This window comes from Enterovibrio sp. QJM3NY_24 (genome assembly GCF_057786035.1).
The window spans coordinates 369,406-395,239 of sequence record NZ_CM173520.1; the positions used below are offsets into that span (position 1 = coordinate 369,406).

Consider the following 25,834-nt stretch of genomic DNA (forward strand, 5'->3'; position numbering starts at 1 on the left):
AAAGGCTTGCAAGTTTTGGGCACAAATGTGAAGAAGAACAATAAATAATCAGCTTATTGAAAAATAGCGGCATAAATTACCGCTATTTCAATGTATTAACGCACAGTTTCGAAGCAGAGTTACCTGGCGGAATCAGACATTCATTTGAGAGTCACATGACGGACAAGGGATATAATTTGCCATCACGATAGATGGTGCGATCAGCGCTTCCTTGGTTCGCGCATACTCAATAAAGCTTTCTGAAAGCGTCACGTCAATAGAACGAGGAGGCTCTTTGAGATGCTTAAGTGAGTCATACCCTTCTTTACCTTGCGACGTATAAGCGGAGGAAACCGCAGTATAAGTGGTATCCGGTTCAACGTTCAGCCACTCGCCATTAAGGCTTTGGTATTCAAGCGTTGTAATGCGATCACCTTTCGGCTTTTGGCATTCATACACATATTTGAGCCCAGCAGCATAAGGAAAACTACCGTCGCCTGTACCTTCCGTGCCATTGTTGATTGCGTTGTCTATGGCTCCTTCAAGCGCTTGCTTAACTTGCAGACCCGTGGGTTTGTAAAGCATCAAATCAATAGCAAACGGCAAAAGCCTGCCTGCAATTTCTGCTGCGGTCAGCTTGCCTTGCTCAAGGCTGACGCGAACGCCACCAGCGTTATGAATAGCAAAATCTACTTGATGACCTCTTTGACGAGCCGCATACAGAAAGCCTTCACAAACGAGGGGTGCAATGTCGCTTCCCCCTTTTTGATCCGGCACACGCAGATGCCGCAATCTCGCGGGCAAGCTCGTGACAACGTCACTCTTTAGCTTTTCAACAGCAGGCTTATAACGCGCATTCAGAACCTCTTTGATGGATTCATCACCACGACAATGCAGCACATTGGGTTGTTGTTCGAGATATTCTTTCGCTGTCTTAAATGCTTCTTCAGGAAGGCTTTGATCCCAAGATGCATCCATAGCAAGGCTTCTACCCAACATGAGATAGTTGCTGCCACTGTATTCGCTGACTTTACCCAGCTCATCAAGCGTCACGACTAACTGACCCAACGCGAAGGAATGGCAACCCGCCTGCACCACCAGCGTATTATTGATCAATCGACCATATGGGCCCATGTCGCCTAGGCCAAGATTACTGAAATCGCCCTGTAACACATGGCTGTGGCCACCTACGATGACAGAAACACCCTCCACTTCTTCCGCCACTTTTAGGTCTGGCTCATAGCCCAAGTGACTCAGTAGAATGATGTGGTGAGTGCCGAGCTCGCGTTTGATGTAAGAGACAGTATTGATGATCGTCTGTTTGGCATTAACAAACGGCGTATCGGCATCCGGCATGGCAATATCGGCCATCTTATCCAGCGCCACACTGAAGATGGCGACGTTCTGATCACCGAAGACTTTAACTAGTACGTTCGCTATTTGTTTGTCTGGGTCATACGGCAGCAACTGCTTTTTACCCTTAACAGGGCAGCGCTTAAGATCTGACTCGTTACTCACGTCCCAATTGCCAGCAAGCAGGGGAAATTCTATTTGATCAAGAAAGCGCGAAACCGCGCTATTACCGAGGTCAAGTTCATGATTCCCCAAAGCCATGGCATCGGGTTTGAGCAAATTGAGCAAGGTGGCATTCGCTTCGCCTTTAAACAAACTGTAATAAAGCGTGCCTTGGAAGCAATCACCCGCATGAAGAAACAGGAAACCGTCTGTATTGGCCTGTGTTTTCTCTTTAAAAGATTTAACAACGGAAGATATGCGAGCAAACCCACCTACATTGGCATAAATACGCTCTTCAAGTCCTTTCACAGCCAGTGACATCGGTGTTGGTTCGAAGTGAGAGTGGGTATCGTTGATATGCGCGATGGCGAGCGTTATTGGCGTGACGGTAGGCATGATTTCCTTTTACGCGTTTCACAAAATCTGAGTGTATCAAACTATAAGTCTAGTTCACATATATCACAGTTTTGTTGCAAGGAAATTCATGGCTTCATTATGATGGGAGGCACTAAGTCACAATCGTTCAAGGTGTTATCAGTGCGATAAAGGACAAAAGCTTTATTGAAGCGCCAAGGGTTAGGCTAATCATAGCGGCATACCACCACTTCATTTCGTCCGAAGAAAGGCTTTGAATATTAAACAGTACCACATTGAGTCTATGCCACTTTTCCGTTCGATAAGCATATTGGAAAGCACAACGCACCAGCATCACCACTCCGGTAACTAAGAAAACCGTTTCAATCGCGTGTGCAATCACTGGCAGCAAACCATTCACTCCATGTTTTTTGTCAACAGACAAAATAATACAAATGCGCAATCAAGATTCAATGTTTTATTTACATGGAGGTGAGAGTTCGTGAAGTGAGAAGTAAAAGGCAATGTCTCTTAAGCGATTCAAGGCTATGTATTCGAAACTATGTATTCGAAGCTATGTATTCGAGGCTATGTATTCGAAGCTCAGCTCAATCTGTCATTAGCTCCCAGAATCAAACAAGAAGAGAGCATGGCTCCCTTCTTGTTAAGTTAGTCGGTTAAAACACCATTCTGATAATCTTGAATCGCTTGATTAATTTCATCCATTGAGTTCATGACGAATGGTCCGTAATGCACGACAGGCTCATCGATGGGCAAACCCGCCAAGATCAACACACCGGAATCCTCAAGCGCAGTCATAGAAAGCTGCTCACCCGCTGAAAGCTGAACCAAATGGCCCTGCGCGGTCAACTTACCCTCGATCTCAATCGCGCCTTTATACACATACAGGTTTACTTGATAGTCCGGCGAAATTTCAATATCTCGCTTCTCACCTGACTGGGCCTGCCAGTCGGCAACCAGTGTTTCTATGCCCGTTTTTTGTAGAGGTCCAGTGATGGCCTCACCGTTTTCGGTCGCATTACCTGCGATCATTCTAAGTAGGTTTTGCGCAGACCCAAACTCGTTGATCTCGGGGGCTTGGAAATCATGATATTGCGCCGGAAGCATTTTCTTGGCGGCGGGCAAATTAATCCAGATTTGAAAACCGTGCAATTCTCCATCGCTCATAATCGGCATTTCGCTGTGAATCACGCCTTTCCCTGCTGACATCCACTGTGCACCACCGCTACTCAACTCACCTACATTCCCCATATGGTCGCGATGTTGGAAATGCCCTTTCAGCATATAAGTCAAGGTTTCAATCCCGCGGTGCGGATGCGGTGGGAAGCCACCAATGTAGTCATTCGGATTATCGCTTTTTAGCTCATCAACCATCAAAAACGGACTGAGCTTCGCGTCATTGAAACCATGAACGCGATTAATTTTTACGCCATCGCCATCTTTAGAAGGGTGAGACTGAATAACACGAGTGACAGTTCTTAATTTCATAACAAGCTCCTTTGTTGTAAACAGTCTAAGCCAGAGTGGCTAGGGGAAAAACCAATCAAACAGGAACAAGTTGTTCTATTTATTCGAACAATCGATTTTGGTGATCACGAGCAAAAAGATTTTCTGTTCCAGCGCGTGCATCTCTGATATTTATACCCAAGTTCTACTCATTCACGGATGAATTTCAATGATCGAATGGCAGGCAAACCACCTTTGGCACCACAGCGAAACGTATCGCTGTTTTGGGGTCGATATCGGTCAACGAATGACGATTATTCGGCTAGATGATGAAAGTTTGTTAGTTCACAACCCGTGTGAACTCACTGAAGAGATCAGAACGCAGATTGCCACACTTGGCAAAGTGAACTGCGTGACCACGGTTAACCAGAGATTGCACCATCCTCTTTCTGACTGGTGGCTTGTTTATCCTAATGCTTATTTCTATTCAGCACCGGGGCTTGCAACAAAGCGTACGGATATCGGTTTTGATGGCGAGCTCACGTCCACAAGCTCGCCTAGATGGCGCAACCAGCTTTACCAAACCGTGCTGCGTGGCAATGACCAACATGAAGAAGTGATTTTTTGTGACCCCGCCAGTCGCACACTTGTCGTGGGAGAAAGCCTGATCTTATTGAATGACGGTTCAATATTGCGCCGCACAGCAGGCAAGGCGAGTGGATGCAGCAAACACGCGGTAGTTCCTTTCAACCAACGCTTTCGCATCAAAGAACCCAAATTGCTCCGGCGATCGCTACAAGAAATTCTCACCTGGCCGTTTGATCACATACTGCCTGTACATGGTGACCCTATCTATGATGACGGAAAGAAGAAACTTGCCGCCGCCTACAACTGGATGTTGCACAATTAAGGACTGTGTCGTGTCTTACGACGAATTGATAGCCCTTTACATTCAAGTCGCTATAATTGGCCGATAATTTTTCCTCGTCCCCACAGAAGCAGTTCATGAAACAAAATATTTTGACCTTTTTGAAAGGAATGGCGATGGGCGCGGCTGATGTCGTACCCGGCGTTTCCGGTGGCACTATCGCATTTATCACCGGCATCTATGACACCCTTTTGGAAAGTATCCGTCGCGTCAATCCTTCGATATTTTCTCGTTGGCGTAAAGAGGGTTTCACCGCTGTATGGACACATGTCAATGGCACCTTCCTCTGCGCTTTGCTAGCCGGCATACTCACGGCAATTTTAACGCTAGCAAAAGCCGTCTCTTATGCCCTAACTGAACACCCGGTCGTCATTTGGTCGTTTTTCTTCGGCCTTATCGTGGCGTCTGCAATTCACATGATTAAGCAAGTGGAACGCTGGTCGATGGGTGAAATTGTTCTCGCCATTGCAGGTGCCGTGTTTGCTTATGGCATTACCGTGGCGAATCCTATTTCACTAGAGTTCAACATGCTAACCGTTTTCATTGCGGGTTCAATTGCCATCTGCGCCATGATCTTACCGGGTATTTCAGGCAGTTTTATTCTTCTACTACTTGGTATGTATGGGCCAGTGTTGGACGCAGTAAAAGGCCTAAACATCCCTATTCTTGCCTTGTTCGCTTTAGGCTGTTTAGCTGGGTTGTTGACCTTCTCGCATGTCCTGTCTTGGTTGCTTCGAAGCTATCGCAGCCTCACCATTGCTTTTCTAACTGGCCTTCTGATTGGCGCATTAGGAAAAGTGTGGCCTTGGAAAGAAGCGATAAGTTTCCGCATTAACTCTTCTGTCGAGCAAGTACCGTTGATGGAGAAAGCCCTGTCTCCCTCTGCCTTCGAAGCAGCAACGGGGCAACCTTCTCAACTTGCTATTGCACTAGTGATGATGATCGTCGGGTTTGGGTTGGTACTCGGTCTAGAGAAAGTCTCACAAAAGCTGGCTGACTAATCCCCCCATCACGTCCACATTAGTACATCAAATGAAAGGGTTGCTTCTTGGCAGCCCTTTTCATTTGCACTATTTCAAGACCTTACTCACATAGCCCCTCGCGAAAAAGTGATACGCTTCCCGTGTCTAATTCTTACTATTCCTCTTTATGAAAAACAGCCGTAATCCACTTCGTCGTTTGGTTGACGTTTTATTCATTATTGTATTTTTGTGCGCCGGTTACTGGCTTGCTGATCGTTTTCTCTTTGCAAACACTGAGGAAACGAGCGATCGCGCTCCCGACTGCACGCTTGGCACATCACCTTGCGTGTTTTCGTCAGCAACCGCATCACTTGTCAGCGATACCGTTGCCCCCTTGAACCCTACAACATTGAATGTCACAGTCACAGATGCCGATGCTCCCTATTTGCTTTTGGAGCTTAAAGGCGTAGAAATGAACATGGGTGTTTACAAGTTAAAGCTAACAAGAACCCAGGCCAATCAATATCGTGGTGATGTTATGCTACCCATTTGTATGGATGCTGAAATGACATGGCGCGGCGCAATTAGCAGCCCTGAAAAAGATATTTTGCTGCCTGTAGACATAAGGATGATGAGATGAAAACAAAGATCATCGTGTTAGCTCTGGCTTTGCTTGCCGGGCTAGGCGCGAGATACATGGTTCAGCAAAGTGAACCCACCTCGCCCAGCGTTCAACTTGGCCAATTGCACAGTGGCAAACAAACGGTTGATCTTTTTGACAACAAAGACGAACGATTACGCGTGGTCTATTTTGGCTATACGCACTGCCCTGATGTGTGCCCAACCTCATTGGCCATTCTTTCCGCCGCGCTCAAATCGCTCCCTGAAGACACGTTAGCCAATGTGCGGCCGATGTTCGTTACGCTCGATCCCAAAAGAGACGATGCAGACGCGGCGAAAGAATATGCAGGATATTTTCACCCGATGATTGAAGGTGCAAGTGGCAGTGAACAAGAAATTGCAGCATTAGCGCGCAAATATGGTGTGCTTTATCAAATTACCGAACTCGAAAACTCTGCCATGGAATACGCGGTTGACCACAGCTCCTATTTTTATTTTTTACATCCTGATGGCACCTTGGTTGAAAAAGTCCCGCATACGCTGAATCCAAACATGGTGTCTGATGCCATCTTGCGACTTACTACCGTCACGCGGTAACTTGCAGCCGTAGAATATCAACCGTTATATCAACGCGCTCATTGCGCGTTGTACTCACAATTAATCAATATCTACAAATAAAGGAACTCTTGATGAAAGCCCCGTCTTGCCTATGCGCTGCACTCTTTGGTTTACTCACGTTTTCTGCACAAGCAGCGATTGATGTTCATGACCCCTACGCACGTGCAACGCCGCCAAGAGCACCTAATAGCGCCGCATTTATGGTTCTCACTAACTCAGGTAACGAAGCCATCAACCTCATCAGCGCCGCCTCGCCCGCAGCAGGAAAAGTTGAACTACACAATCATGTCATGGCTGATGGCATGATGAAGATGCGACAAGTCGAAACCATCGTTATTCCTAGCCAAGGTAAAGCAACATTAGAGCCCGGTGGTTTTCACGTTATGCTTCTCGATTTGACGGCGCCATTGAAAGAAGGTGAGACACTTTCTCTCACACTTCGCTTCTCAGACGGTACAGAAATCACACAATCACTACCTATAAGAAAGACAATGGTTGAATCAAAAATGAAACACAGTCACGATAACGGCTAGAAATCTGCCAAAGTTCTAAACATTTATGCTGACGTGTGACTTAGATTTTTAGGCTGTATCAACATTGAGGCGGATATCAAAGGGCAACAGGCGGCAGAATAGACAATGGCAGTCTATGGTTATACTGCAGCCAGTTATTCAACAGGTAAAAGCAGTACAGTAATGCAACCCAACAAAAACAATGAGGTTTTAACTATGAAAATTCGTCTTCTAGCGTTAGCAGCAGTTGCATCCAGCGCACTACTTGCTGGTTGTTCTGGCAATTCAGCGCTTGAGCAAAGTGTTGCAGATATGTCATCTAAAGTAGATTCTCTTTCAAACCAAGTTTCAGCTCTACAAGGTGACGTTGCTGACGTAGCAGCTGCATCAGCATTGGCTTATGACGAAGCTGCTCGTGCAAATGAGCGTATCGACAACATGGCGCAGTCTTACACCAAGTAAGTTTACTGCACCATATATATCCTATAATTCTGCGGCATCTTCGGATGCCGCATCATTTCCTAACTCTATCGGCAATCCAGATTGCACCGCTAACGCCGCTCTGTAACGATTCACATTCATTCTGTTATTTTCTAGCCATTGAGCGGTACGTGCGTCAGGATGTGTCAAAATTCGAGATCCTGCTTCGGTTTCATCTTGTGAAAGCGGACGGTGAACTTCAACATACACCGCACCATCAGGTTCGTAGCTGGTTTTTACTGGCTCATTGATTACACGCACTTTCTCACCAACCGCCACTTCATTAAACAACCAGTTAATATCCTCCGGACGCATACGAATACAGCCTGAGCTGACACGCAATCCAATGCCGAAGTCTTTATTAGTACCATGAATCAAATAGCTACCTGAGCCATACGCAAGCCTCAGCGCATGCGTGCCCAGTGGGTTCTCAGGCCCTGCTGGTACCACTTCGGGCAACACAATGTTACGTTCTTCAAGGTATTCTTTTCGAATACTGGCTGGTGGTGTCCATGTTGGATTTTCGCGTTTTTGGCTGATTTTGGTTTTCATAATCGGCGTGTCACGGCCAATACGACCGATGCCAATCGGGAAAACATTTACTTTGCCGATTTCTGGCTCAAAGTAGTAAAGGCGAAGCTCGGCTAGGTTTATCACGATGCCATCGTAATCGACTTCGGGCAGAATAAGTTGCTGAGGAATGGTTACGAATGTGCCAGGTTCTGGGAGGTAAGGGTCAACGCCAGGGTTAGCGGAAAGCAGTGCAAGAAAGCCTACGTTGTATTCTTTTGCAATCAATTCAAGGTGTTCACCAGATTTAACGACATGCACGGTGTTTTCACCAATCAGACGCGTGTCTTTCTCTGGCCATTCGTATTGATTTGCCTGAAGTGCAAAAGGTGTCAGAAGAGCACACAGAATTGATAATCGTTTTAGCGTTAAACTCATTGATCAAATTTCTCGTCGATATTTTATCTAGAACCGTCTTCAGTTTTGTATCCCAGCTAAAACACACTCGATAAACGAGAGCTGCATTAAAACGGTTAATAGGCCTTAGCCCTATAGAGTATAAGATATCACGGCACGACACCTATTCTCGAAGCCAACCGCATCTATTAACCCAGCAAATATTCAATTTTTCTCGCGGCTGAAACAAAACGTAAAAAGCGCCCAACGGCGCTTTTCAAACTGTTCATTTCGTCTAGCGCTTACTTGATGTTCACCTTCTGAACTCAATGTTCAGTGTTAGAAGAACATACGCAACCCAAACGAGCCTTCGAATTTGAAAGCGGCGTCTTCTTGCCAATACCAAGCGGTTCCTGCCTCTCCATAGAGCTCAACATTGCCATGCCCCATAGGCAATGCAACACCTAATCCAGCTCTTGGTCCCCATTTATGTTTGGGATCATCCACCCATTGCATTCCCGCATAGCTATATAACGGTGCGTATTCTGGCCTTGCGAGCCACTCACCCAAATTCCATAAACCATCAACCGCAGCGCCTTTCTCTTGAATACCCAAAGAAACACGGACAATATCTTGTGACACTGTCACGCCAGACATGGGCGAACCAAAGAATACCCCAGCAGACAATCCTTGCGCGGATACAGAGACTGAAGGCAATGCCAAAGCAAACAAAAAGAGAATACGTTTCATCTTAACTTCCATTTTAATTCAACTGAAAGAGTGCATCTTTCAGGTACACAACTATGCACTAAATGTGGTCGGGCATATCGAGATAGTGGGCTTACTGAAAAGTGGGGCGAGTCATGGATCAAAATCCATACTGCTTATAAAACAAACACTTCACCATATGCATCGACAACATCTCCACTCTACATGCCAATGATCACATCTACCATCATCCAAGACGTATTTTTCTACGTAAGACATAAACTAGTGAAAGAAATTTGTCGTTATAAAGGTCTATTAGAATCAATACATAGGCTTTTGATTAAAATCTGACTTAACGTCACAGCCGGAGAGCATCAATGCTGATTCGTGTACCTAAGAAATCCGAAATAAAAGAGAATGAACTCACACCTGAATCCGTGTATCACTCACGCAGGGACGTTTTGAAAAAGCTGGGCATCGTGACAGCAACCCTGCCTTTTGCGGCTCAGAGTCAAGCTAACATCTTTGACATATTCAGTAGCGGAGAAGACAACGCTGAACCAGCGACAGTTTTTCAACGATTCCCGCTTATAACAAACTCAAGCCCTTATGGGAGTGGTTTGTCACTGACTCCGGAATCAAAAGTGCTTACCTACAACAACTTTTATGAGTTTGGTACAGGCAAAGGCGACCCTGTTGAAAACAGCCAGTCTTTTCGCGTTGACCCTTGGAAACTCGAGGTGACTGGATTAGTCAATAACCCTATCACGCTAAGTTATGATGATTTGCTCAAACAGTTTCCATTAGAAGAGCGCTTGTATCGAATGCGCTGTGTGGAAGCATGGTCGATGAATGTGCCATGGATAGGCTTCTCACTTGCTGCTCTATTGAAAGCTGCCGATCCTCTTGGCAGTGCGAAATACGTTGCATTTGAAACCCTACACGATCCCAAACAAATGCCAGGGCAAGCCTCTCAGTTTGTTGGTGGTGGGATTGACTACCCCTACGTTGAAGGATTACGCCTTGATGAAGCCATGAACCCATTAACATTGTTAAGTGTGGGCTTATATGGTCAAACTCTTGCCCCGCAAAACGGCGCACCGGTGCGCTTGGTTGTACCATGGAAATACGGATTTAAGAGCATCAAGTCGATCGTTAAAATTCATCTTTTGGAATCACAGCCAGCAACAACGTGGAACTTGCTTGCTCGTCACGAGTACGGGTTTTACGCCAACGTGAATCCTCAAGTTGATCATCCGCGTTGGAGCCAAGGCTCAGAACGTTTCATTGGTGAAGGATCAATCTTCAGTTCTCGTCGTCAACCTACACTGATGTTTAACGGCTATGAAGATGAAGTGGCGAGCTTGTACAAAGGCATGGATCTGAGGTCTAGCTACTGATGCCACTCACAGCAAAGCGAATCGTTTGGGTAAAAGCGCTGATTCATGTCGTCAGTCTGACGTTTGCGGCCAATATGGTTTGGTTAGTGCTGAACAACAAGTTCGGCGCTGACCCTGTAGACGGCATCACTCACTACACTGGGCTGGCTGCGCTTAATACTTTGATCATTACTATGTTAGTTAGCCCCATTGCGAAGTATGCCCGACAGGGTTTACTGATCCGTTGTCGGCGGGTGCTTGGGCTATATAGCTTTTTCTGGGCAACCTTACACGTGCTCACGTATTTGGCGTTGGATCTGACATTCGATTTTTCACTTCTAGGCACAGAAATCCTAAGCCGCCCTTACCTCACCGTCGGCGCATTTTGTTGGGTAATACTTTTTGCACTAACCGTGACTTCAACATCACGTATCCAACGGAAAATGGGCGTGAAATGGCAGAAACTGCACAATTCTGTTTATTTGGTTCTTATTTTGGCACCGATTCATTTTTACTGGTCATCAAAGTCTGAATTGCTTGAGCCTTCCCTCTATTTTTTGTTGGGAGTTTCACTACTGGCAATTCGCTGGAAGACCTTAAAAAGAATCGTATTAAACCCGATGCTTAAGCGCGGATAGCCTCACTTTTGAACGCTTCACCACATTTAGCTACCAGAGATAGTGCAAAGTGTAAATTTTTGCCATACTTTAGATAACCCTCTGTCGTGGGGCTTGTTTTGGAGTAGGCATTTTTGCTTGATGAACTTATTTCACAGAGCCTGCGAGACTTTCAATCAGACTGTCTCAATTTCTGTGAGCACCACTATCCGACGATTCATAATCGTGGCATGAATGAGAGCCATCTTGGTAAGGCTTTAGCACGACGGATCGTACACTCCTATGACAAGCTCAACATTGATGCTTTTCTTCATCAATTGGATGAATCACCTGCCCTAAAACAACCTGTGTTTCGTGTCGACGCACCCGATCATCAAATCTACATCGTTGCCCATCGACTCATCAGTGCAAACCTTGCTTGCCGAAAAGGCATTGTGAAAGACATGCATTGGACACTCGACCATATTGATACCACCAGCGATAAAGAGAAGCGCGTGATTTTAGTGGCGGACCACTGGATCGATCGCTCTTCTGCCAGCAAGTCAGTACCGAGTTGGTGGTTAGGCCACCAGCCCATTCACCAAGCCGATTTCGCTGCACAAGGGGTAAGGCTTCTTGAGGCTGAACATTCTCTGGCGGGTGATATCGAACTAGAATGCGCCCTAACTGGCGGGCTGAACCGGATTTTCCATCCATTCCATCGTCAGCGAGATGGCCTGCCTCTCTATAAATATTTGTTGTTAACCGCCACATATCCGCTTTAGTTATACGTATGAGTTCTGCGCATGCTTTATCCTGCGTACTTGCATTGTCTCTGGATGATGTGGAAACTCTAGTAGGCCAGACTCTCAGCGCGGCTTTCTAAGCGCCAATTAACCACTATTCGATACTCTTAAGGGGCATGGATGCTCGAAAAAGTCATTAGCATACTGTTCCCCGTTTTTGCGGTGGTTGCGGCAGGCTTTTTCGTTGGAAAGAGCTTTCGCCCCGATATGCGACACGTTAATCGAATCAATATCGATTTGATGGTGCCTTGTTTAGTGTTCACCACACTGTCCGTGATGCCCATGGGCGGAGAACAAAACGCACTGTTTATTGCAGCAGTCATTGCGGTATTGCTGCCCGGCGTACTGATGATACCCATCTGCAAGATCCTATCTTTGCCCTACAAAACATGGGCTCCCCCACAGATGTTTAGAAATAGCGGGAATCTCGCTATCCCCTTATTTGGTTATGCATTTGGCCTCATTGGAGAAGCGCCCGCCATCTTGCTGTTTGTGGTTTCCATGATGCTTCACATCACGGTGGGGTTGGCCATGCTAAGCAACAGCGAGTATCGCTTTCGTCAAATATTCAAAATGCCGATATTGATTGCTTCCATCCTCGCACTGATTTTCAATTTCAGCGGGATAACTGTGTGGGCGCCGTTAAACGAAGGAATGATATTGATTGGCAACGCAGCGGTGCCAGTGATGTTGATTTCTCTCGGGGTGCAACTCACCGCAATTCAATGGTCAGGATTGGGCGTGGGTATTCTCAGTACCTTCTTGAGCCTCGCAACAGGGGCGGTAAGTTTCGCCGTGATCTACTTCTTCGTGCCCCTGCCACCGGAGCACCTGCGTATGATGCTGTTGTTCGCCATGCTGCCACCTGCCGTGATGAATTTTTTGTTTGCTGAGCGTTTCAATGTGGGCGCAGATAAAGTCGCCTCTATGGTGTTGTTTGGTAACTTCCTCACCATCGTGACGTTACCCGCGTTGCTCATGGCTGCGTTTGCGCTGTTTTAAACCAGATTTAAACGAAGTTTGATCAAGTTTAAGCCTGCTAGAGCGCAGGCTTTTTCCAGACAGATTTAAAGTCAAACCAGCCCACCTTGTTAGAAGACACATCTTCCAGCTCACGTCCATCCACCACACCAAGCCAAATGTGAAACAACGGGATAATCTGCGCTGAACCCACCAAGGTTTTACCGATGGTTTCCGCGTCAAAATGCGGTTGGTCTTTATCACGCCACGTCGCCATTTTTTCAACAACAACGCTAAATTCATCTTGGGGCATTGCCGCTGAAAGGTGCTCAAAGTTCATTAACCAAGGCAAAATGGCATCGCTGCGCTTATTTCCTAAACTCATACCACAAAGCCAAATATCCACTTTCTTTACTTGTTTCGGCTCCATCATGTCTTCATAAGAAACGACTTCGATGTCTAACACCACCCCTTCTTTCGCCAGCAACGCCTTCAGGGCTTTAGCCATCAAAGGAAATAACGGATTGTCCGATTGATGCGCTAATCTCAGTGTTGTTTTTGAAGACGGTACAGCAATGTCAGAATGAGAAACATTGGTGTGAATCCAGCCTGGTAACAAACCATACGCATTGGTCAGGCGGTATTCGCCAATGCCGCTTTCTGCCAAGTATGGCAACAAACGTAACGACGACAGCCTATCGCTTAAATAAGCCGCCCAACGCGGGTCTTTCGCCACACCACTGCGGCGATTTAGCATCAGGTAATTACACCCTTCATCCAGCGCCAAGCGTTCTTTGGTTCCATTTTGCAAAATGCCCTGACGTGAATCCAACGCCGTCGGATCCAATGTTGCCGTGGGCTGCAAATAGCACATCGCCGCACTGTCTAAGACCCAGATCTCGATTTCATCCGTCAAGGCACGGAAGCCAAAATACTGATCGTGTGCTTTCAACACGAGCTGGTGGCTATTGTTCTCGACGACACGATAAGGCCCTGTACCAACAGGAAACTGCTCACCGTTTTTTGACGTGGCTGCTTTCTTCGATTGAATCGAGGCCATAGGCACTGCCAATGTATCGGGCAAGCGGCGATCTGGGCGATTCAAATAGAAATCAATGACATTGTCTTCGGGCGCCACAATGTGGTCGATATGCGAGAAATAGACATTCTCGCTAAGGGTTTGCAGTGACCAAATCACATCATCGGTCTGCAACAAGCTACCGTCATGAAAACGAACAGCGGGTCGCAGGTAAAATCGCCAATGCGTATCTGAAAGAGCTTCCCAATGGTGGGCGAGATCGGCTTCTACCTCTTCAGTCGAATCATTAAACCGAGTGAGTCCATTAAATATTTGCGTGATCAGGTGTTGCTCTGAACGTCGAAGCGGTTTGGCAGGGTTCAAACAAAGAAACGCGCGATAATAAGGAAGGCGAATGATCTGCTTACCTTCTTGCGTCGATACCCCGAGTTGTTCTTGGATAAGGTGCGCCAACTTGGCCGCGTCATTACCCAATTCTTCGAGTGCCGCATCCAGCTTTCCGTCTTTAACCCACTTTCTGACACGCTTCATTTGCAGATCAGAATCAGTACGGTGAAAAGTCAGTCGGCTTTGTTTACCACGCCCTACCGCAGGCTCCCAACTCAACCAACCTTGCTCTCCCATTTTACTCAGCACCATCCGAGCATTACGACGAGTACAACTGAAGATTTCAGCCATATCTTGGAGGTTTGTATCACTGTCCTTACCACTGAAATGGGCAAAGACTTTTGAAAACTGAGTTTGAAGACGCTGTCCTGACATAAAAGGGGAACCTAATTTCAAAGCAAGTGGGCATCAGAATTTCCTATTTTAACCCAAATTTTGGGAATGCCTACTGTTACTCGCTTTTTATCAATTGGTTAAGAGATATACAGTTACCAAAATAGTTTCCTAATTCTTTGGATTGAGCATTGTTATTTAACGCCATAGAGCTATTATCGATGCTCAACTGCAAGATGCCTAGCTGGCACAGGAGCCACCATGAGCGACGCCGCTGTTCTTTCTCACTTCCGCAAAAAGCATTTTTGGATGGCAAGCCATGTTGAAAACGCTCAATACCCAACGCCTGAGAGCCTTCAAGGTCTGAAATGCTATCAAGTAGCCGAAACAGAACCTAAGCAAGTCGAACGAGCTGCTGTCTCAGCGCCGGTTGAAGGTTATTCGTTTTATGCTGTGGATTGCCATCCATTGATGGTTCGCTACGCACGCACTTTAGCGCAAAAGTGGCCTGAAGCAGAACATGCCGCGATGCTCGAATATTTGTCTCAATTGTCGCTGACAGACATTCCCACTCCTGATGGCATAAATGTGGCGCTCTATGTAGCGATGCAATCGGGTAAACCTGTCGCAACGGGAATGATATTCAGTAGTACCGAAGAAAACGGTGTGTCGGTCGTCGGACCTTTACGATATCTATGGCATGACTGAAGAAGCAGAACGTGCAATACGTGGACATTTGGCGACACTCACAGACACCGAGGTTCTTGTTAGCGAGTAACGCATCCACCGCCAACGTCCAACTGTAATGTCAGCTTAGATGAACAAAAATAAAAAAGCAGAGCCAATCGGCTCTGCTTTTTTATTTCTCACTTACCCTGCACTAGGATAAGCCATTAAAATAACGTGTTAGTTTGGTTTACGCTGACAAAAATTGAAGCAAAAGATGTACTTACTCAGCGTAATCCAATTTTACGCACGTGATGCGCGTTCTTTCTTCACAATCACAAATGCTGCACAGATGAATGCGATGACAAGAATAGTTTCCACGGGGTTCTCCAAGATTTTTTTAGGCAGCATTAAGCCACAGTAATAAAAGGTAACAACATAAGGTTGTTTTTTCGGCAGCGAGTATAACCAAAACTCGTAACCAGATCTCGTCAAATGTTAAAAAATTTACATCTAATTTCGATGCCATGTTGAAGGGCATGATTTAACGCGATTCGACAATTCGGAGTTTATCTGCACATCGCCTTTAAAATCCTTGATTTACCGCAGATATAACAAAAAAACCACCTCATCTAGAGGTGGTTAAAGTTTGCTTTTGCGGGTGATACTAATATTTTGTAACAGTACTATTGAATCGCTGCTCCCAAGGACGCCCATTGGCCGATCAGATCTCGCTCTTCTTGCGTCATCTTCGTTAAGTTACCCAGAGGCATGATATTTGTGGAAACCGATTGGGCGACTATCCTCGTCACTTCGAGCTGAATTTGTTCTGGCGTATCGAGCATCACACCCGCAGGAGCCACCGCAAAAGCGGGATGTGTCGGCGATTGGGAGTGACAAACCGTACAACGTTCCGAAATAATGGTTTTCACTTCAATAAACGCCAGCGTATTCTGAGATTCTGCATTGGCTCCTGCTGTCGCAGGGGCAGAGCCTGAAGGAGAAATCGGCGAAGATACTGGCGCTGATACATACGCCAAACAAATCATTCCCAACGCTGCCGCCGGCAATGTCCATGCATACTTTTGGCTCGCATGTCGCGTGTTGAAGTAATGGCGAACCAAAACACTGAGCAACGAAACACCTGCCAGCACCGCCCAATTGAACTCATGACCGTAAGTGCTTGGAAAATGGTTGCTGATCATGATGAACAACACAGGCAACGTGAGATAGTTATTGTGTCGCGAACGCAGTAACGCTTTAGCTGGAAGGCTTGGATCAGGCGCTCTCTGTTCTTCAATCGCTTTCACCAAGGCGCGTTGCCCAGGCATGATCACTCGGAACACGTTACCCACCATAATGGTACCGATAATGGCACCAACATGGATGTAAGCGCCACGACCGCTAAACACGAGGCTCAATGCCCAAGCGGCGAACACCAAACCAACGAACAGCGCCACACCCAATAGCATTGGCTTTTTACCCAATGCCGAGTTGCAGAGAACGTCATAGCCAAACCAACCAGCAACCAGTGACGCGATACCAATCATGACTGTCGTGCTTGAACTAAATTCTGACCCCGGTTTCACCAAGTAAATATCAGCATTGGCGTAGAACACGATGAAAAGCAGGGTCATGCCCGTGAGCCACGTAAAGTAAGCTTCCCATTTAAACCAGTGTAAGGTTTCTGGCATTTTTTCAGGCGCGAGTTTGTATTTTTCTAAGTGATATATACCGCCACCATGAATGGCCCACAAATCACCAGACAAACCATCGCGCGGGTTTTGTCGATTTAAGTTATTTTCCAACCACACAAAGTAAAACGACGCACCAATCCATGCCACGCCAGTGATCATGTGCATCCAGCGAACCGCTATATTGAGCCATTCCGTGATATAAGGATCCATTACACTCTCCTTTTCGGATGCCGTTGATCATACCCATTCAATACGCACTCAATGCTCACTGAAAAACCGCATCTTGGCATTGCTTGGGTACATTATCGGCTACGTCATCCCTTACTGTTTTTTCTCAGATATTGACGCTCACTTTAAGCAAAGCAGGAATCGCTTGGCTTTGATAAGTCAAAATCACAATTCAGGTGCTAATATCACACGTGTTTGTTCTGAAAAGAAAAACTCGTCACAGTTATTCCCCGTACCTTCTCGGTCGACCACCAAGAATCTATCTTTTGCCGTCAATGCCAGTACAGGGTGATGCCACACGCCACAGTGATAATTCACCCCTTGCGTGCCTTTGGCATAGAAAGCGCGGATCGAGCGCGGATCCAGCTCCTCACCCACGGGCGCAACTAACACTAAGTAGTCATGACCAAGCAGCGGCATAAATGCCTGTGAGCCTTTCGGGTGACGCTCCAGCATCTTGATAGAAAGCGGATAGGAAAGCGGTGTTGCCTCAAAAATATTGATGACCACGCCACTCCCCTCATCCACTTGTGTGGTAGCAAGTTTGTGGTAACGACGTGTAGAACCGTTGTTGATCATGAAGAAGTCTCGATTTTCTGCTTCAATCACGTCTCCAAATGGCGCAAACTTTTCTTGCGTCAGCGGTACCGGCGTCAACGTAATCATGTTGTCGAGGGCAATATCTTTTTCCATGTCCATTTTCATCCTATGACTGTCTGCAACGCGTCTGTTTTTCAGTCTGATTTTCGACCAAATACGCGCACTCGACTGATGCCACCATCTGGGAAAATATTCACTCTAACGTGAGAGATAGTGCCCAGCCTATTCAGTTGATCCGCAAACTCATGGATATTATCGGCTGACAATTTTTGACTGGGCAGAAGTTCGCGCCAGAACAAGCTTTGTGTCGCGATTTGATCGTCCGTACCACCTTCAACAAAAGCGGCTTGAATAGACAGGCTGTCAGGGTAATTACCTTTAAAGTGCGCCGTATCGACAACGATGCGATCAACCAAACCTGCATGGCCCAGCGACAAGATAACCCAGTCATTACCGGGTACACGTCGACGCGCGGTTTCCCAACCGTCACCCATATTTACGCCACGGCCCGGCATAATGAGATTACTCATATGACCAAAGTGTTGATCATTACACGCTAACGCCCTGCCGCCATTTTCCACAGCAAGTAGGTCTAACTCTTGCTCAGTACTCACTCGATCCCAATCCATTTCGGGATGACCATACACACGCAATCGAGCAACACCACCATCTGGATAGATGTGGAATCGAACATGCGTACAAGGCTTTTGAGAGGAAACATCTGCAAAATGATGACTGTCGCCACGCAGATCTAAAGAAGGTAAGAGTTCATCCCACTGCTGGTGGGTTGCAGGTTCGCCATCGGGGCAATAACACCCTTCCAATGACGCGGACGGCGGATAGTTTCCAGTAAAGTGAGCGGTATCAATATCGACACCGACAACTTTTCCCGGCAGACCCAATTTAACGACACAGTAATCATGGCCTTCTTCACGCTTACGACGTGATTCCCAGCCATCCATCCACTTGCCATTTTCGTCATAAACATCTTCTTTCCATTCTGCTGGGGCATCATCGACAAGGCGCTGTTTGTCTGCAAAAAAGTCGTCAGTCGCATAGATTGCTTGCGAGCCCAGCCTGCTGCTGGCGAGATTGACGAGCTTGGTGAAATCAGGACGATTATCCATTTCCGTTGCTTCCTTCAAGAGTAAGAAGCGTCTTTTTTCCTTTCACTGTGGCAGGAAACCAAAAGCCGGTTTCCTGCGAGCTTCAATTTGCGAGACGCTGTATTCGCCGTCTACATTAATTAGTCGTTAACAGACGGCGGCCAGAGAGCTACAAATCACGTAGCCTGAACAAAGCGATGTTGTTGATTTCCTCAATCGCTGTGTTGAATTCGGTGATAACGTCATTTTCCAAACGACGCTCAAAAGCGTCCAAAATCAAATGCCGATTTGCCCCCTTTACCGCCATGATAAAAGGGAACTGAAACTTGTCCTTGTAGCGCTGATTAAAATCCGTAAAGCGCACAAATTCTTCGGTCAAACATTGATCAATGCCCGCACTTGCCTGCTCAGTCGTCGATTCAGCCGTCAGTTCACCAGCTTGCGCAGCGCGTCCGGCCAAATCAGGGTGAGCCAAAATCACCTGCATTTTAGATGCTTCGTCAGCATTGTTCAGAACGTGTGCCATTCGAGCATGCAGAACATCCTGATCGTTAAAGGCTTGGTCCAGCCCGTCGCCATAAGCTTGTTCCGCAACCCAAGGGCTGTGTTCATACACACCGCCAAAGGTTTGAACAAACTGATCTTTCGTTTGTTCACTTGGGCGACAGGTCGAAAATAATCCCATTGTGCTACCTACTCCTTGGTCATCGATGGATGCGGATGATGCTGATGCCAGTGTTTGGCAATATCGACACGACGCGTGATCCATACACTGTCGTGCTGTTTCACGTACTCAACGAAGCGCTTTAACGCAGCCAGTCGTCCAGGCCTGCCAATCAAACGGCAATGTAAACCGATAGACAGCATTTTGGGTGCATCCAACCCTTCCTCGTACAAGACATCAAAACTGTCTTTAAGATACTGGAAAAACTGTTCGCCAGAGTTGAAACCCTGCACGGTTGAAAAGCGCATATCATTGGCATCTAGCGAATAAGGAATAACGAGTTGGGGTTTACCCGGTGGCGTGCCATCTTCATGCCAGTAAGGCAAATCATCATCATAGGCATCAGAGTCATATAGAAAACCGCCCTCTTCAGCCACCAGCCGACGCGTATTTGGGCTTGTTCTGCCGGTGTACCAACCTACTGGTCGCTCGCCTGTTGTCTTCTCGATCGCTTCAATAGCTTTGGTCATGTCTGCGCGTTCGTCTTCTTCGCGCACATATTGGTAATCAATCCAACGATAGCCGTGGCTACAAATTTCATGGCCTTCGTTCGCCATGGCTTTGATCACATCAGGGCTTCGCTCTGCTGCCATGCCCACGGCAAAGATGGTTAATGGGATTTCATGTTGTCGAAACAAGCGAAGAACACGCCACACGCCTGCACGCGATCCATACTCATACATTGATTCCATACTGATATGACGAACACCAGCCAGAGGTTGTGCTGAGGGTATTTCAGACAAAAAAGCTTCTGATTCCCGGTCTCCATGCAAAACGCAGCGCTCGCCACCTTCTTCAAAATTGAGTACAAATGAAACCGCAATCCGAGCCTCCCCTGGCCATCTTGGGTGAGGAGGATGGGCGCCATAGCCTTTTAGATCTCGAGGATAGTCACTACTCATCGCGCCATTCCTATCATTATATTTGCGTCAAAATCTTGCGTGTTTAGTCACTTCCATTTCCCTGCTTATCAAGTCGATGTCAGCGAAGTTCACAAAAAGCGGGTTTCGCCATTCACTGGCAAGCTCAATTTTAGTATTACATTTTGTATACAATTTACAAGAACAAGTTAACAAAATGTTGCCGCCTTCATGTTTTCGACAATTCGATCCTGTCTAGATTAACTGCCATTTTTCACGCTAACCCCTTTGATTACGGTATTTATTCCCAGATTCTCACAATTAGCACTGCGTATTTTTTGACCTTTACAAGACTTAACTATTGTGTACATTTTAGTTATTAGATGTGCACATACGGCAGAATTCATTGCTACTGGGTAACGTTGATTTAACGGACCAATACAGCAGGAAGCTGTATCAATCGGGTTGACGTCACTGATGCGACGCCATTGCACAAAGGAACCGTTACTCATGAAGGACGAAGTGAAGATGGGAAAGCTGACAACACATGTTTTGGATACAAGCAAAGGTAAACCTGGTTCAGAGATAGAAGTCACGCTATTCAGGGTCTCTGGTCACAGTCTAGAACATGTCGTCACCACAATGACAAACCTTGATGGAAGAACGGATGAACCGTTACTCGAAGGTACAAACTTCCTAAAGGGAAAGTATCAATTGCAGTTCAATACCGCCGGTTATTTCCACAAAACAGGTGTCACGTTAAGTGATATTCCTTTTCTTGATGACGTGGTGATACGGTTCGGTATCGACGACCCTAGCGCTCACTTTCATGTTCCGCTGCTGGTTTCTCCGTACAGCTTTTCGACTTATCGAGGGAGCTGAAAAAACGCCCCTCGCAAATACTCACAGGACTAAATCGACATAGAAAGCGCGAACAGGTTCTTAGTGAAATTGGACAGAAGTAACAGGATGGAAACGATGGACAAGAATAGCACTGTTGAACAAACATCAGTAAAGAGTGGCTTTCTGGAGCGGTTCTTCAAACTCAGCCAACACGGCACATCAGTAAAGAACGAGTTTATTGGCGGGATCACCACCTTTGCCACCATGGCATATATCATTTTCGTGAACCCGAACATCATGTCAGCGTCTGGCATGGATCCCGGTGCGCTCTTTGTCGCTACCTGCATAGGCGCAGCCATCGGTACTTTGATGATGGGACTATTTGCGAACTGGCCTGTTGGTCTTGCGCCAGGGATGGGGTTGAACGCATTTTTTGCTTTCACCGTCGTTGGCGAAATGGGCTATAGCTGGCAAGTCGCACTCGGTGCCGTGTTTATTTCAGGTGTGATCTTTGTGGGTCTCAGCGTGTCACGTGTCCGTGAATGGGTCATCGAAAGTATTCCCACCAGTTTGCGTTATGGCATGACAGCGGGGGTCGGCCTATTCCTCGGCATTATCGGGTTAAAAAGCGCAGGCATTGTTGTCGGTAGCTCGGCCACCTTGGTGACACTGGGAGATTTTACTCAGCCCCCTGCCATTCTTGCCGCCGTGTGCTTCTTCATTATTTCCGTGTTGTCTGTGAAGAAGGTCTTTGGCTCCGTGCTCATCGGCATATTCAGCGTGACGCTCATTGGCCTTGGGCTCGGTCTTTTCGAATACAACGGTATCTTTTCCGCACCGCCAAGTATTGCCCCAACATTTATGGCCATGGACATCGCAGGCGCGTTCAATGTCGGCATGATCAGTATCATTCTCGCTTTCCTTTTCGTGAACATGTTCGATACCGCGGGTACGCTAATGGGCGTGGCTGAGCGCGCAAACTTGGTCAACAAAGAAACCGGTAAAATAGATGGGCTACCAAAGGCGCTCAAAGCAGACAGTCTGTCGAGCGTCATCGGCGCTTGCTTTGGTTGTCCTCCTGTCACCAGTTATGTTGAAAGTGCGGCAGGTGTTTCTGCCGGTGCGCGTACTGGCTTATCGGCGGTTGTGGTTAGCTTGTTGTTTCTGGCCGCCATTTTCCTCGCGCCGCTGGCAGGAATGATCCCTGCCTACGCCACGGCTGGTGCACTGATTTATGTCGCATTTCTCATGATGAGCAGCATCAAGAACGTCAACTGGGATGACTTTACCGATTCCGTCCCCGCTGCTGTTACCGCGCTCATGATGCCACTGACTTTTTCAATCTCAAACGGCATCGCATTGGGTTTCATCACTTACACCGTACTCAAAGCAGGCACCGGAAAATTCTCAGATATTTCCATCGCCATGTATGCATTGAGCATTCTCTTTGTATTCAAACTTATCATTCTTGGATAACAAAAACATAGGGACCCGCAGAGGTCCCTTTTTTCTATTTTAGGATTGGACAACCTTTCAATCAGCATCAAGGGTAAACGGAATTTCACTATCATCGCTGTCGAAGGGAACGAGACAGTAAGAGGAAAACACTATGAAATTGCTTTACGAGTTAAATGACAGGCCACCAGCAGGCTCAACATTCTTGCTGGCACTGCAACACATGCTTGCTTCCATTGGGGGCATTATTGCTGTCCCTCTCATCGTCGGCAGCGCCATCGGATTGCCTGCCGGTGATGTCGTGACACTGATTAACGCAGCACTATTCGTTTCTGGTGCCTTTACTATTGTTCAATGCCTTGGATTAGGCCCAGTGGGTATTCGGTTACCCGTGGTTATGGGGTCAAGTTTCGCCTTTTTGGGGATAGCTATCGGGATAGGCAAAGCTGATGGGGTCTCCGGCATAATGGGCGCAGCCCTCGTGGGTGCCTGTCTGGTCATTGTTTCAGCCTTCTTCATGGAGCAGATCCGAAAACTGTTTCCTCCCGTTGTCAGTGGCGTTGTGGTTACCTTGATTGGTTTAACGATATTACCCGTCGCGATGAATTGGATTGGTGATGCCCCCGCAGGCAGCGATCAATTCGCCACACTGCCGAAGCTATTTCTCGCTACAATTTCGCTATTGGTTGTCCTTTTAGTTTCGACCTATGCCAAAGGCGGAGTGGCAGCATCAGCCATCGTGATTGGTTTGGCGGGTGGTTACCTTGTCGCACTCAGTATGGGCATGGTCAATCTCGATCAGCTCCACAATTCAAGCTGGTTTGCTGCGCCAGAGCCCTTTAAGTTTGGTCTCAGTTTCTCTTGGTCGGCCATCATAGGCATGTGCCTTGCGTACATCGTCGTGATTGCAGAAGCGACAGGAGATTTCCTTGCCCTAGCCAGTAACTGTCATCGCACCATTTCCGGTAAAGATCTGAAGCGTGGACTGTTAGGTGATGGTATCGGCAGTGCCGTTGGCTCTTTATTTGGCGCCATGCCATTGGCATCGTTCAGCCAGAACGTCGGTATTGTGGGCATTACTGGGGTAGCAAGTCGCTTTGTGGTTGGCACCACTGGCGCATTGCTGATCCTTGCAGGCTTATTCCCTAAATTCGGCGCGTTAGCCGTCTCCGTACCGAAACCTGTATTGGGTGGTGTCGGTTTTGTCATGTTCGGGATGATTGCTTACGCGGGTATCCGCATGCTGGTGAAAGCCGCCGATACGCGTCGTAACGCCTTGGTGATTTGCGTATCGCTAGCAGCAGGTTTAGCCGTCACCATTAAACCTTCGTTACTCCAGCATTTACATCACGATATTGCGCAGCTTCTTCACTCCGGTATCACCACAGGCACGATTGTCGCCGTGATGTTGAATCTTGTTTTACCAAAGTCGAAAGAAGATGTGACCGCTGAGCGTGAAGCCGAAGAGGAAGAAATGAACAGCGAACACACTCAGCCATTGAACGAAGACACTGCCGACCCAGTGATGGTTCGCGCTGCCGCGCAAAAAGACGCGTCACTCGATGAGGATTCCAAACCGACACCCTAATCCTCACCTAGCACGCTATCGCCCCGTTCATTCGGGGCGATTTTCTTCAAAGACTCTGTTCTCAATCACATTGACTTCACCGACAAAGGATCTTCTCATATGGCGACAATCTGGCTTAAATCTCCCCTCGCAATTTGGACAGCCACTAACGAAGACGCGTCCGGTGGTGTGGTGATTGAAGGTAATACTATCGTTGAACTGGTCGCGCAGAACGCCCTACCATCCGTCAATGTCGATCAGATTGTGGATGCCTCAGAACATGTCGTGTTACCCGGCTTGATCAATGCGCATCACCACTTCTACCAAACCCTGACTCGCGCCTATCCCGATGCACTGGACAAAGAGCTGTTTCATTGGCTCAAAGCCTTGTACCCAGTGTGGGCAGGGCTTGATGAAGACATGATGCGTTTAGGCACAGAACTCGCGTCAGCAGAGCTGTTACTTTCAGGGTGTACAACCGCGTCCGATCACCATTACTTGATACCAGTAGGCCTCGAACACGCCATCGACATTCAAGTTGAAGCCACGCGAAAACTGGGATTGCGCACCGTGCTTACGCGTGGATCAATGAGCCTTGGTGAAGATCAAGGTGGCCTACCACCAAGGCACACCATTCAAACCGAGCAAGCCATTATTGATGACAGCCTACGTTTGATCCGCGATTACCATCAACCTGAATTGGGTGGAATGACACACATTGCTCTTGCTCCTTGCTCGCCATTTTCAGTCACCACAGAATTGATGAAAGAAACCGCACGCGTCGCCAAACAACACGATGTCATGCTTCACACCCACCTTTGCGAAACCATCGACGAAGAAGCCTTTTGTTTAGAAAAATTCGGGCTGCGACCTGTCGATTACCTCGAAGATGTCGGCTGGCTTCACAACCGAACATGGCTCGCACACGGTATTCACTTTAATGATGAAGAGATCAAACGATTGGGTCAGGCCGGTATTGGCATTTGCCATTGCCCGAGCTCAAACATGATGCTGGCTTCGGGTATTTGTCGGAATTTGGAACTCGAAGCAGCGGGCGCTTCGGTTGGGCTTGGTGTGGATGGTTCCGCCTCCAATGACGGTTCAAACCTCGTTAATGAACTTCGAATGGCGACCTATATTCAGCGCCTACGATACGGGTCCGCCAAGGTTAGTCATCTCGATGCTTTCCGTTGGGCAACCCAAGGCTCTGCAAAAAACATTGGCCGCAGTGACATCGGGACTCTGTCCAAAGGCATGCTGGCAGACATCGCGATGTTCAAACTCGATGAAATCCAATTCTCCGGCAGTCACGATCCACTTGCCGCTCTCGTGTTGTGTGGCGCCCACCGTGCAGACAGAGTCATGGTGAATGGAGAATGGCGCGTGAAAGACGGAGCACTCATTGGTGTCGATACACAAGAGTTGATGGTGAAGCATCGCGCCGCAGCGCGGAGATTGGCGGAAAAGGCACAACAGTTAAAACGATGAGTGTGGTTTTCTGAGTAGCTTCAAATCACATGATGATTTGATAAACCGCC

Annotated in this window: 26 protein-coding genes; 15 read left to right on the forward strand and 11 right to left on the reverse strand. The window is 47.3% G+C overall.

What is annotated here, in order from left to right; translation table 11 throughout:
• Positions 1 to 132 precede the first annotated feature (132 nt).
• The 3 genes from AC3CIC_RS18100 to AC3CIC_RS18110 form a co-directional block, all read right to left on the reverse strand.
• Complete coding sequence (locus AC3CIC_RS18100; RefSeq protein ID WP_488516592.1) at positions 133 to 1,890, reverse strand: bifunctional metallophosphatase/5'-nucleotidase; 1,758 nt, start codon at positions 1,888 to 1,890, stop codon at positions 133 to 135.
• 127 nt (positions 1,891 to 2,017) lie between these two features.
• Complete coding sequence (locus AC3CIC_RS18105; protein ID WP_488516593.1) at positions 2,018 to 2,311, reverse strand: hypothetical protein; 294 nt, start codon at positions 2,309 to 2,311, stop codon at positions 2,018 to 2,020.
• Between the two features lie 206 nt (positions 2,312 to 2,517).
• Positions 2,518 to 3,357 carry a pirin family protein gene (locus AC3CIC_RS18110; protein ID WP_488516594.1) on the reverse strand — a complete coding sequence of 280 codons (840 nt, stop codon included), beginning with the start codon at positions 3,355 to 3,357 and terminating at the stop codon, positions 2,518 to 2,520.
• Between the two features lie 187 nt (positions 3,358 to 3,544).
• Here AC3CIC_RS18110 and AC3CIC_RS18115 point away from each other — a divergent pair, with 187 nt between their 5' ends.
• The 6 genes from AC3CIC_RS18115 to AC3CIC_RS18140 all read left to right on the forward strand — a co-directional run bounded on the left by AC3CIC_RS18115 (position 3,545) and on the right by AC3CIC_RS18140 (position 7,418).
• Positions 3,545 to 4,225 carry a DUF4336 domain-containing protein gene (locus AC3CIC_RS18115; protein ID WP_488516595.1) on the forward strand — a complete coding sequence of 227 codons (681 nt, stop codon included), beginning with the start codon at positions 3,545 to 3,547 and terminating at the stop codon, positions 4,223 to 4,225.
• Between the two features lie 95 nt (positions 4,226 to 4,320).
• Complete coding sequence (locus AC3CIC_RS18120; RefSeq protein WP_488516596.1) at positions 4,321 to 5,244, forward strand: polyprenyl-phosphate transporter; 924 nt, start codon at positions 4,321 to 4,323, stop codon at positions 5,242 to 5,244.
• A gap of 148 nt (positions 5,245 to 5,392) precedes the next feature.
• Positions 5,393 to 5,845 (forward strand): hypothetical protein, encoded by a 453-nt coding sequence (locus AC3CIC_RS18125; RefSeq protein ID WP_488516597.1) that lies wholly within the window; start codon positions 5,393 to 5,395, stop codon positions 5,843 to 5,845.
• Entirely contained in the window at positions 5,842 to 6,423 is a 582-nt protein-coding gene (locus AC3CIC_RS18130) for an SCO family protein (RefSeq protein WP_488516598.1), read from the forward strand. The genes AC3CIC_RS18125 and AC3CIC_RS18130 overlap by 4 nt, the downstream gene beginning before the upstream one ends.
• A 92-nt stretch (positions 6,424 to 6,515) precedes the next feature.
• Positions 6,516 to 6,977, forward strand: coding sequence for a copper chaperone PCu(A)C (locus tag AC3CIC_RS18135; RefSeq protein ID WP_488516599.1), 462 nt, complete (start codon positions 6,516 to 6,518; stop codon positions 6,975 to 6,977).
• A 195-nt stretch (positions 6,978 to 7,172) separates the two neighbouring features.
• Positions 7,173 to 7,418, forward strand: a complete 246-nt coding sequence (locus tag AC3CIC_RS18140) for an LPP leucine zipper domain-containing protein (RefSeq protein WP_016958769.1) — start codon at positions 7,173 to 7,175, stop codon at positions 7,416 to 7,418.
• Between the two features lie 21 nt (positions 7,419 to 7,439).
• Here the strand turns inward: AC3CIC_RS18140 and AC3CIC_RS18145 are convergent, their stop codons facing one another.
• Positions 7,440 to 8,384, reverse strand: coding sequence for a L,D-transpeptidase family protein (locus AC3CIC_RS18145; RefSeq protein WP_407333854.1), 945 nt, complete (start codon positions 8,382 to 8,384; stop codon positions 7,440 to 7,442).
• Between the two features lie 297 nt (positions 8,385 to 8,681).
• Positions 8,682 to 9,092 (reverse strand): hypothetical protein, encoded by a 411-nt coding sequence (locus tag AC3CIC_RS18150; protein WP_407333855.1) that lies wholly within the window; start codon positions 9,090 to 9,092, stop codon positions 8,682 to 8,684.
• Positions 9,093 to 9,427: 335 nt separating this feature from the next.
• Between AC3CIC_RS18150 and msrP the strand changes: the two genes are divergently transcribed.
• The 4 genes from msrP (at position 9,428) to AC3CIC_RS18170 (ending at position 12,833) form a co-directional block, all read left to right on the forward strand.
• Complete coding sequence (gene msrP, locus AC3CIC_RS18155; RefSeq protein ID WP_488516600.1) at positions 9,428 to 10,450, forward strand: protein-methionine-sulfoxide reductase catalytic subunit MsrP; 1,023 nt, start codon at positions 9,428 to 9,430, stop codon at positions 10,448 to 10,450.
• Positions 10,450 to 11,067 (forward strand): protein-methionine-sulfoxide reductase heme-binding subunit MsrQ, encoded by a 618-nt coding sequence (gene msrQ, locus AC3CIC_RS18160; protein ID WP_488516601.1) that lies wholly within the window; start codon positions 10,450 to 10,452, stop codon positions 11,065 to 11,067. The genes msrP and msrQ overlap by 1 nt, the downstream gene beginning before the upstream one ends.
• 113 nt (positions 11,068 to 11,180) lie before the next feature.
• Positions 11,181 to 11,810 (forward strand): hypothetical protein, encoded by a 630-nt coding sequence (locus AC3CIC_RS18165; protein WP_488516602.1) that lies wholly within the window; start codon positions 11,181 to 11,183, stop codon positions 11,808 to 11,810.
• Between the two features lie 141 nt (positions 11,811 to 11,951).
• A complete protein-coding gene (locus AC3CIC_RS18170; RefSeq protein WP_488516603.1) occupies positions 11,952 to 12,833 on the forward strand; it encodes an AEC family transporter in 882 nt (293 codons plus the stop codon).
• Between the two features lie 37 nt (positions 12,834 to 12,870).
• Here AC3CIC_RS18170 and AC3CIC_RS18175 read toward each other — a convergent pair whose 3' ends face one another.
• Positions 12,871 to 14,592 carry an SgrR family transcriptional regulator gene (locus AC3CIC_RS18175; RefSeq protein ID WP_488516604.1) on the reverse strand — a complete coding sequence of 574 codons (1,722 nt, stop codon included), beginning with the start codon at positions 14,590 to 14,592 and terminating at the stop codon, positions 12,871 to 12,873.
• Positions 14,593 to 14,811: 219 nt separating this feature from the next.
• Here AC3CIC_RS18175 and AC3CIC_RS18180 point away from each other — a divergent pair, with 219 nt between their 5' ends.
• Positions 14,812 to 15,258: a hypothetical protein gene (locus tag AC3CIC_RS18180; protein WP_488516605.1), complete on the forward strand. Its 447-nt coding sequence runs from the start codon at positions 14,812 to 14,814 to the stop codon at positions 15,256 to 15,258.
• 644 nt (positions 15,259 to 15,902) lie between these two features.
• Here the strand turns inward: AC3CIC_RS18180 and AC3CIC_RS18185 are convergent.
• From AC3CIC_RS18185 to puuE, 5 genes are all read right to left on the reverse strand, one after another.
• Complete coding sequence (locus tag AC3CIC_RS18185) at positions 15,903 to 17,123, reverse strand: urate hydroxylase PuuD (RefSeq protein WP_488516606.1); 1,221 nt, start codon at positions 17,121 to 17,123, stop codon at positions 15,903 to 15,905.
• 183 nt (positions 17,124 to 17,306) lie between these two features.
• A complete protein-coding gene (locus AC3CIC_RS18190; protein ID WP_488516607.1) occupies positions 17,307 to 17,840 on the reverse strand; it encodes an ureidoglycolate lyase in 534 nt (177 codons plus the stop codon).
• 35 nt (positions 17,841 to 17,875) lie between these two features.
• Positions 17,876 to 18,868, reverse strand: coding sequence for an allantoicase (gene alc / locus AC3CIC_RS18195; protein WP_371732535.1), 993 nt, complete (start codon positions 18,866 to 18,868; stop codon positions 17,876 to 17,878).
• Positions 18,869 to 19,016: 148 nt separating this feature from the next.
• Positions 19,017 to 19,532 carry a 2-oxo-4-hydroxy-4-carboxy-5-ureidoimidazoline decarboxylase gene (gene uraD, locus AC3CIC_RS18200; protein ID WP_394209742.1) on the reverse strand — a complete coding sequence of 172 codons (516 nt, stop codon included), beginning with the start codon at positions 19,530 to 19,532 and terminating at the stop codon, positions 19,017 to 19,019.
• An 8-nt stretch (positions 19,533 to 19,540) separates the two neighbouring features.
• Positions 19,541 to 20,473, reverse strand: coding sequence for an allantoinase PuuE (puuE, locus tag AC3CIC_RS18205; RefSeq protein ID WP_371732534.1), 933 nt, complete (start codon positions 20,471 to 20,473; stop codon positions 19,541 to 19,543).
• A 486-nt stretch (positions 20,474 to 20,959) separates the two neighbouring features.
• Between puuE and uraH the strand changes: the two genes are divergently transcribed.
• From uraH to AC3CIC_RS18225, 4 genes are all read left to right on the forward strand, one after another.
• Positions 20,960 to 21,313, forward strand: a complete 354-nt coding sequence (gene uraH, locus AC3CIC_RS18210) for a hydroxyisourate hydrolase (protein ID WP_488516835.1) — start codon at positions 20,960 to 20,962, stop codon at positions 21,311 to 21,313.
• 96 nt (positions 21,314 to 21,409) lie between these two features.
• Positions 21,410 to 22,750 carry an NCS2 family permease gene (locus AC3CIC_RS18215; RefSeq protein WP_016958786.1) on the forward strand — a complete coding sequence of 447 codons (1,341 nt, stop codon included), beginning with the start codon at positions 21,410 to 21,412 and terminating at the stop codon, positions 22,748 to 22,750.
• A 133-nt stretch (positions 22,751 to 22,883) separates the two neighbouring features.
• Positions 22,884 to 24,317 carry a nucleobase:cation symporter-2 family protein gene (locus tag AC3CIC_RS18220; RefSeq protein ID WP_488516608.1) on the forward strand — a complete coding sequence of 478 codons (1,434 nt, stop codon included), beginning with the start codon at positions 22,884 to 22,886 and terminating at the stop codon, positions 24,315 to 24,317.
• Positions 24,318 to 24,416: 99 nt separating this feature from the next.
• Entirely contained in the window at positions 24,417 to 25,784 is a 1,368-nt protein-coding gene (locus AC3CIC_RS18225; RefSeq protein WP_488516609.1) for an 8-oxoguanine deaminase, read from the forward strand.
• Positions 25,785 to 25,834: the final 50 nt, after the last annotated feature.

Excerpts from the sequence above, each read along its gene's own strand:
- AC3CIC_RS18180 (WP_488516605.1), top strand. The coding sequence starts at position 14,812 with ATGAGCGACGCCGCTGTTCTTTCTCACTTCCGCAAAAAGCATTTTTGG.
- msrP (WP_488516600.1), top strand. The coding sequence starts at position 9,428 with ATGCTGATTCGTGTACCTAAGAAATCCGAAATAAAAGAGAATGAACTC.
- AC3CIC_RS18110 (WP_488516594.1), bottom strand. The coding sequence starts at position 3,357 with ATGAAATTAAGAACTGTCACTCGTGTTATTCAGTCTCACCCTTCTAAA.
- AC3CIC_RS18120 (WP_488516596.1), top strand. The coding sequence starts at position 4,321 with ATGAAACAAAATATTTTGACCTTTTTGAAAGGAATGGCGATGGGCGCG.
- AC3CIC_RS18190 (WP_488516607.1), bottom strand. The coding sequence starts at position 17,840 with ATGGACATGGAAAAAGATATTGCCCTCGACAACATGATTACGTTGACG.
- AC3CIC_RS18220 (WP_488516608.1), top strand. The coding sequence starts at position 22,884 with ATGAAATTGCTTTACGAGTTAAATGACAGGCCACCAGCAGGCTCAACA.
- AC3CIC_RS18225 (WP_488516609.1), top strand. The coding sequence starts at position 24,417 with ATGGCGACAATCTGGCTTAAATCTCCCCTCGCAATTTGGACAGCCACT.
- AC3CIC_RS18135 (WP_488516599.1), top strand. The coding sequence starts at position 6,516 with ATGAAAGCCCCGTCTTGCCTATGCGCTGCACTCTTTGGTTTACTCACG.
- AC3CIC_RS18100 (WP_488516592.1), bottom strand. The coding sequence starts at position 1,890 with ATGCCTACCGTCACGCCAATAACGCTCGCCATCGCGCATATCAACGAT.
- AC3CIC_RS18145 (WP_407333854.1), bottom strand. The coding sequence starts at position 8,384 with ATGAGTTTAACGCTAAAACGATTATCAATTCTGTGTGCTCTTCTGACA.
- uraD (WP_394209742.1), bottom strand. The coding sequence starts at position 19,532 with ATGGGATTATTTTCGACCTGTCGCCCAAGTGAACAAACGAAAGATCAG.
- uraH (WP_488516835.1), top strand. The coding sequence starts at position 20,960 with ATGGGAAAGCTGACAACACATGTTTTGGATACAAGCAAAGGTAAACCT.
- AC3CIC_RS18125 (WP_488516597.1), top strand. The coding sequence starts at position 5,393 with ATGAAAAACAGCCGTAATCCACTTCGTCGTTTGGTTGACGTTTTATTC.
- alc (WP_371732535.1), bottom strand. The coding sequence starts at position 18,868 with ATGGATAATCGTCCTGATTTCACCAAGCTCGTCAATCTCGCCAGCAGC.
- AC3CIC_RS18170 (WP_488516603.1), top strand. The coding sequence starts at position 11,952 with ATGCTCGAAAAAGTCATTAGCATACTGTTCCCCGTTTTTGCGGTGGTT.
- AC3CIC_RS18150 (WP_407333855.1), bottom strand. The coding sequence starts at position 9,092 with ATGAAACGTATTCTCTTTTTGTTTGCTTTGGCATTGCCTTCAGTCTCT.
- AC3CIC_RS18115 (WP_488516595.1), top strand. The coding sequence starts at position 3,545 with ATGATCGAATGGCAGGCAAACCACCTTTGGCACCACAGCGAAACGTAT.
- AC3CIC_RS18175 (WP_488516604.1), bottom strand. The coding sequence starts at position 14,592 with ATGTCAGGACAGCGTCTTCAAACTCAGTTTTCAAAAGTCTTTGCCCAT.
- puuE (WP_371732534.1), bottom strand. The coding sequence starts at position 20,473 with ATGAGTAGTGACTATCCTCGAGATCTAAAAGGCTATGGCGCCCATCCT.
- msrQ (WP_488516601.1), top strand. The coding sequence starts at position 10,450 with ATGCCACTCACAGCAAAGCGAATCGTTTGGGTAAAAGCGCTGATTCAT.
- AC3CIC_RS18130 (WP_488516598.1), top strand. The coding sequence starts at position 5,842 with ATGAAAACAAAGATCATCGTGTTAGCTCTGGCTTTGCTTGCCGGGCTA.
- AC3CIC_RS18185 (WP_488516606.1), bottom strand. The coding sequence starts at position 17,123 with ATGGATCCTTATATCACGGAATGGCTCAATATAGCGGTTCGCTGGATG.
- AC3CIC_RS18140 (WP_016958769.1), top strand. The coding sequence starts at position 7,173 with ATGAAAATTCGTCTTCTAGCGTTAGCAGCAGTTGCATCCAGCGCACTA.
- AC3CIC_RS18215 (WP_016958786.1), top strand. The coding sequence starts at position 21,410 with ATGGACAAGAATAGCACTGTTGAACAAACATCAGTAAAGAGTGGCTTT.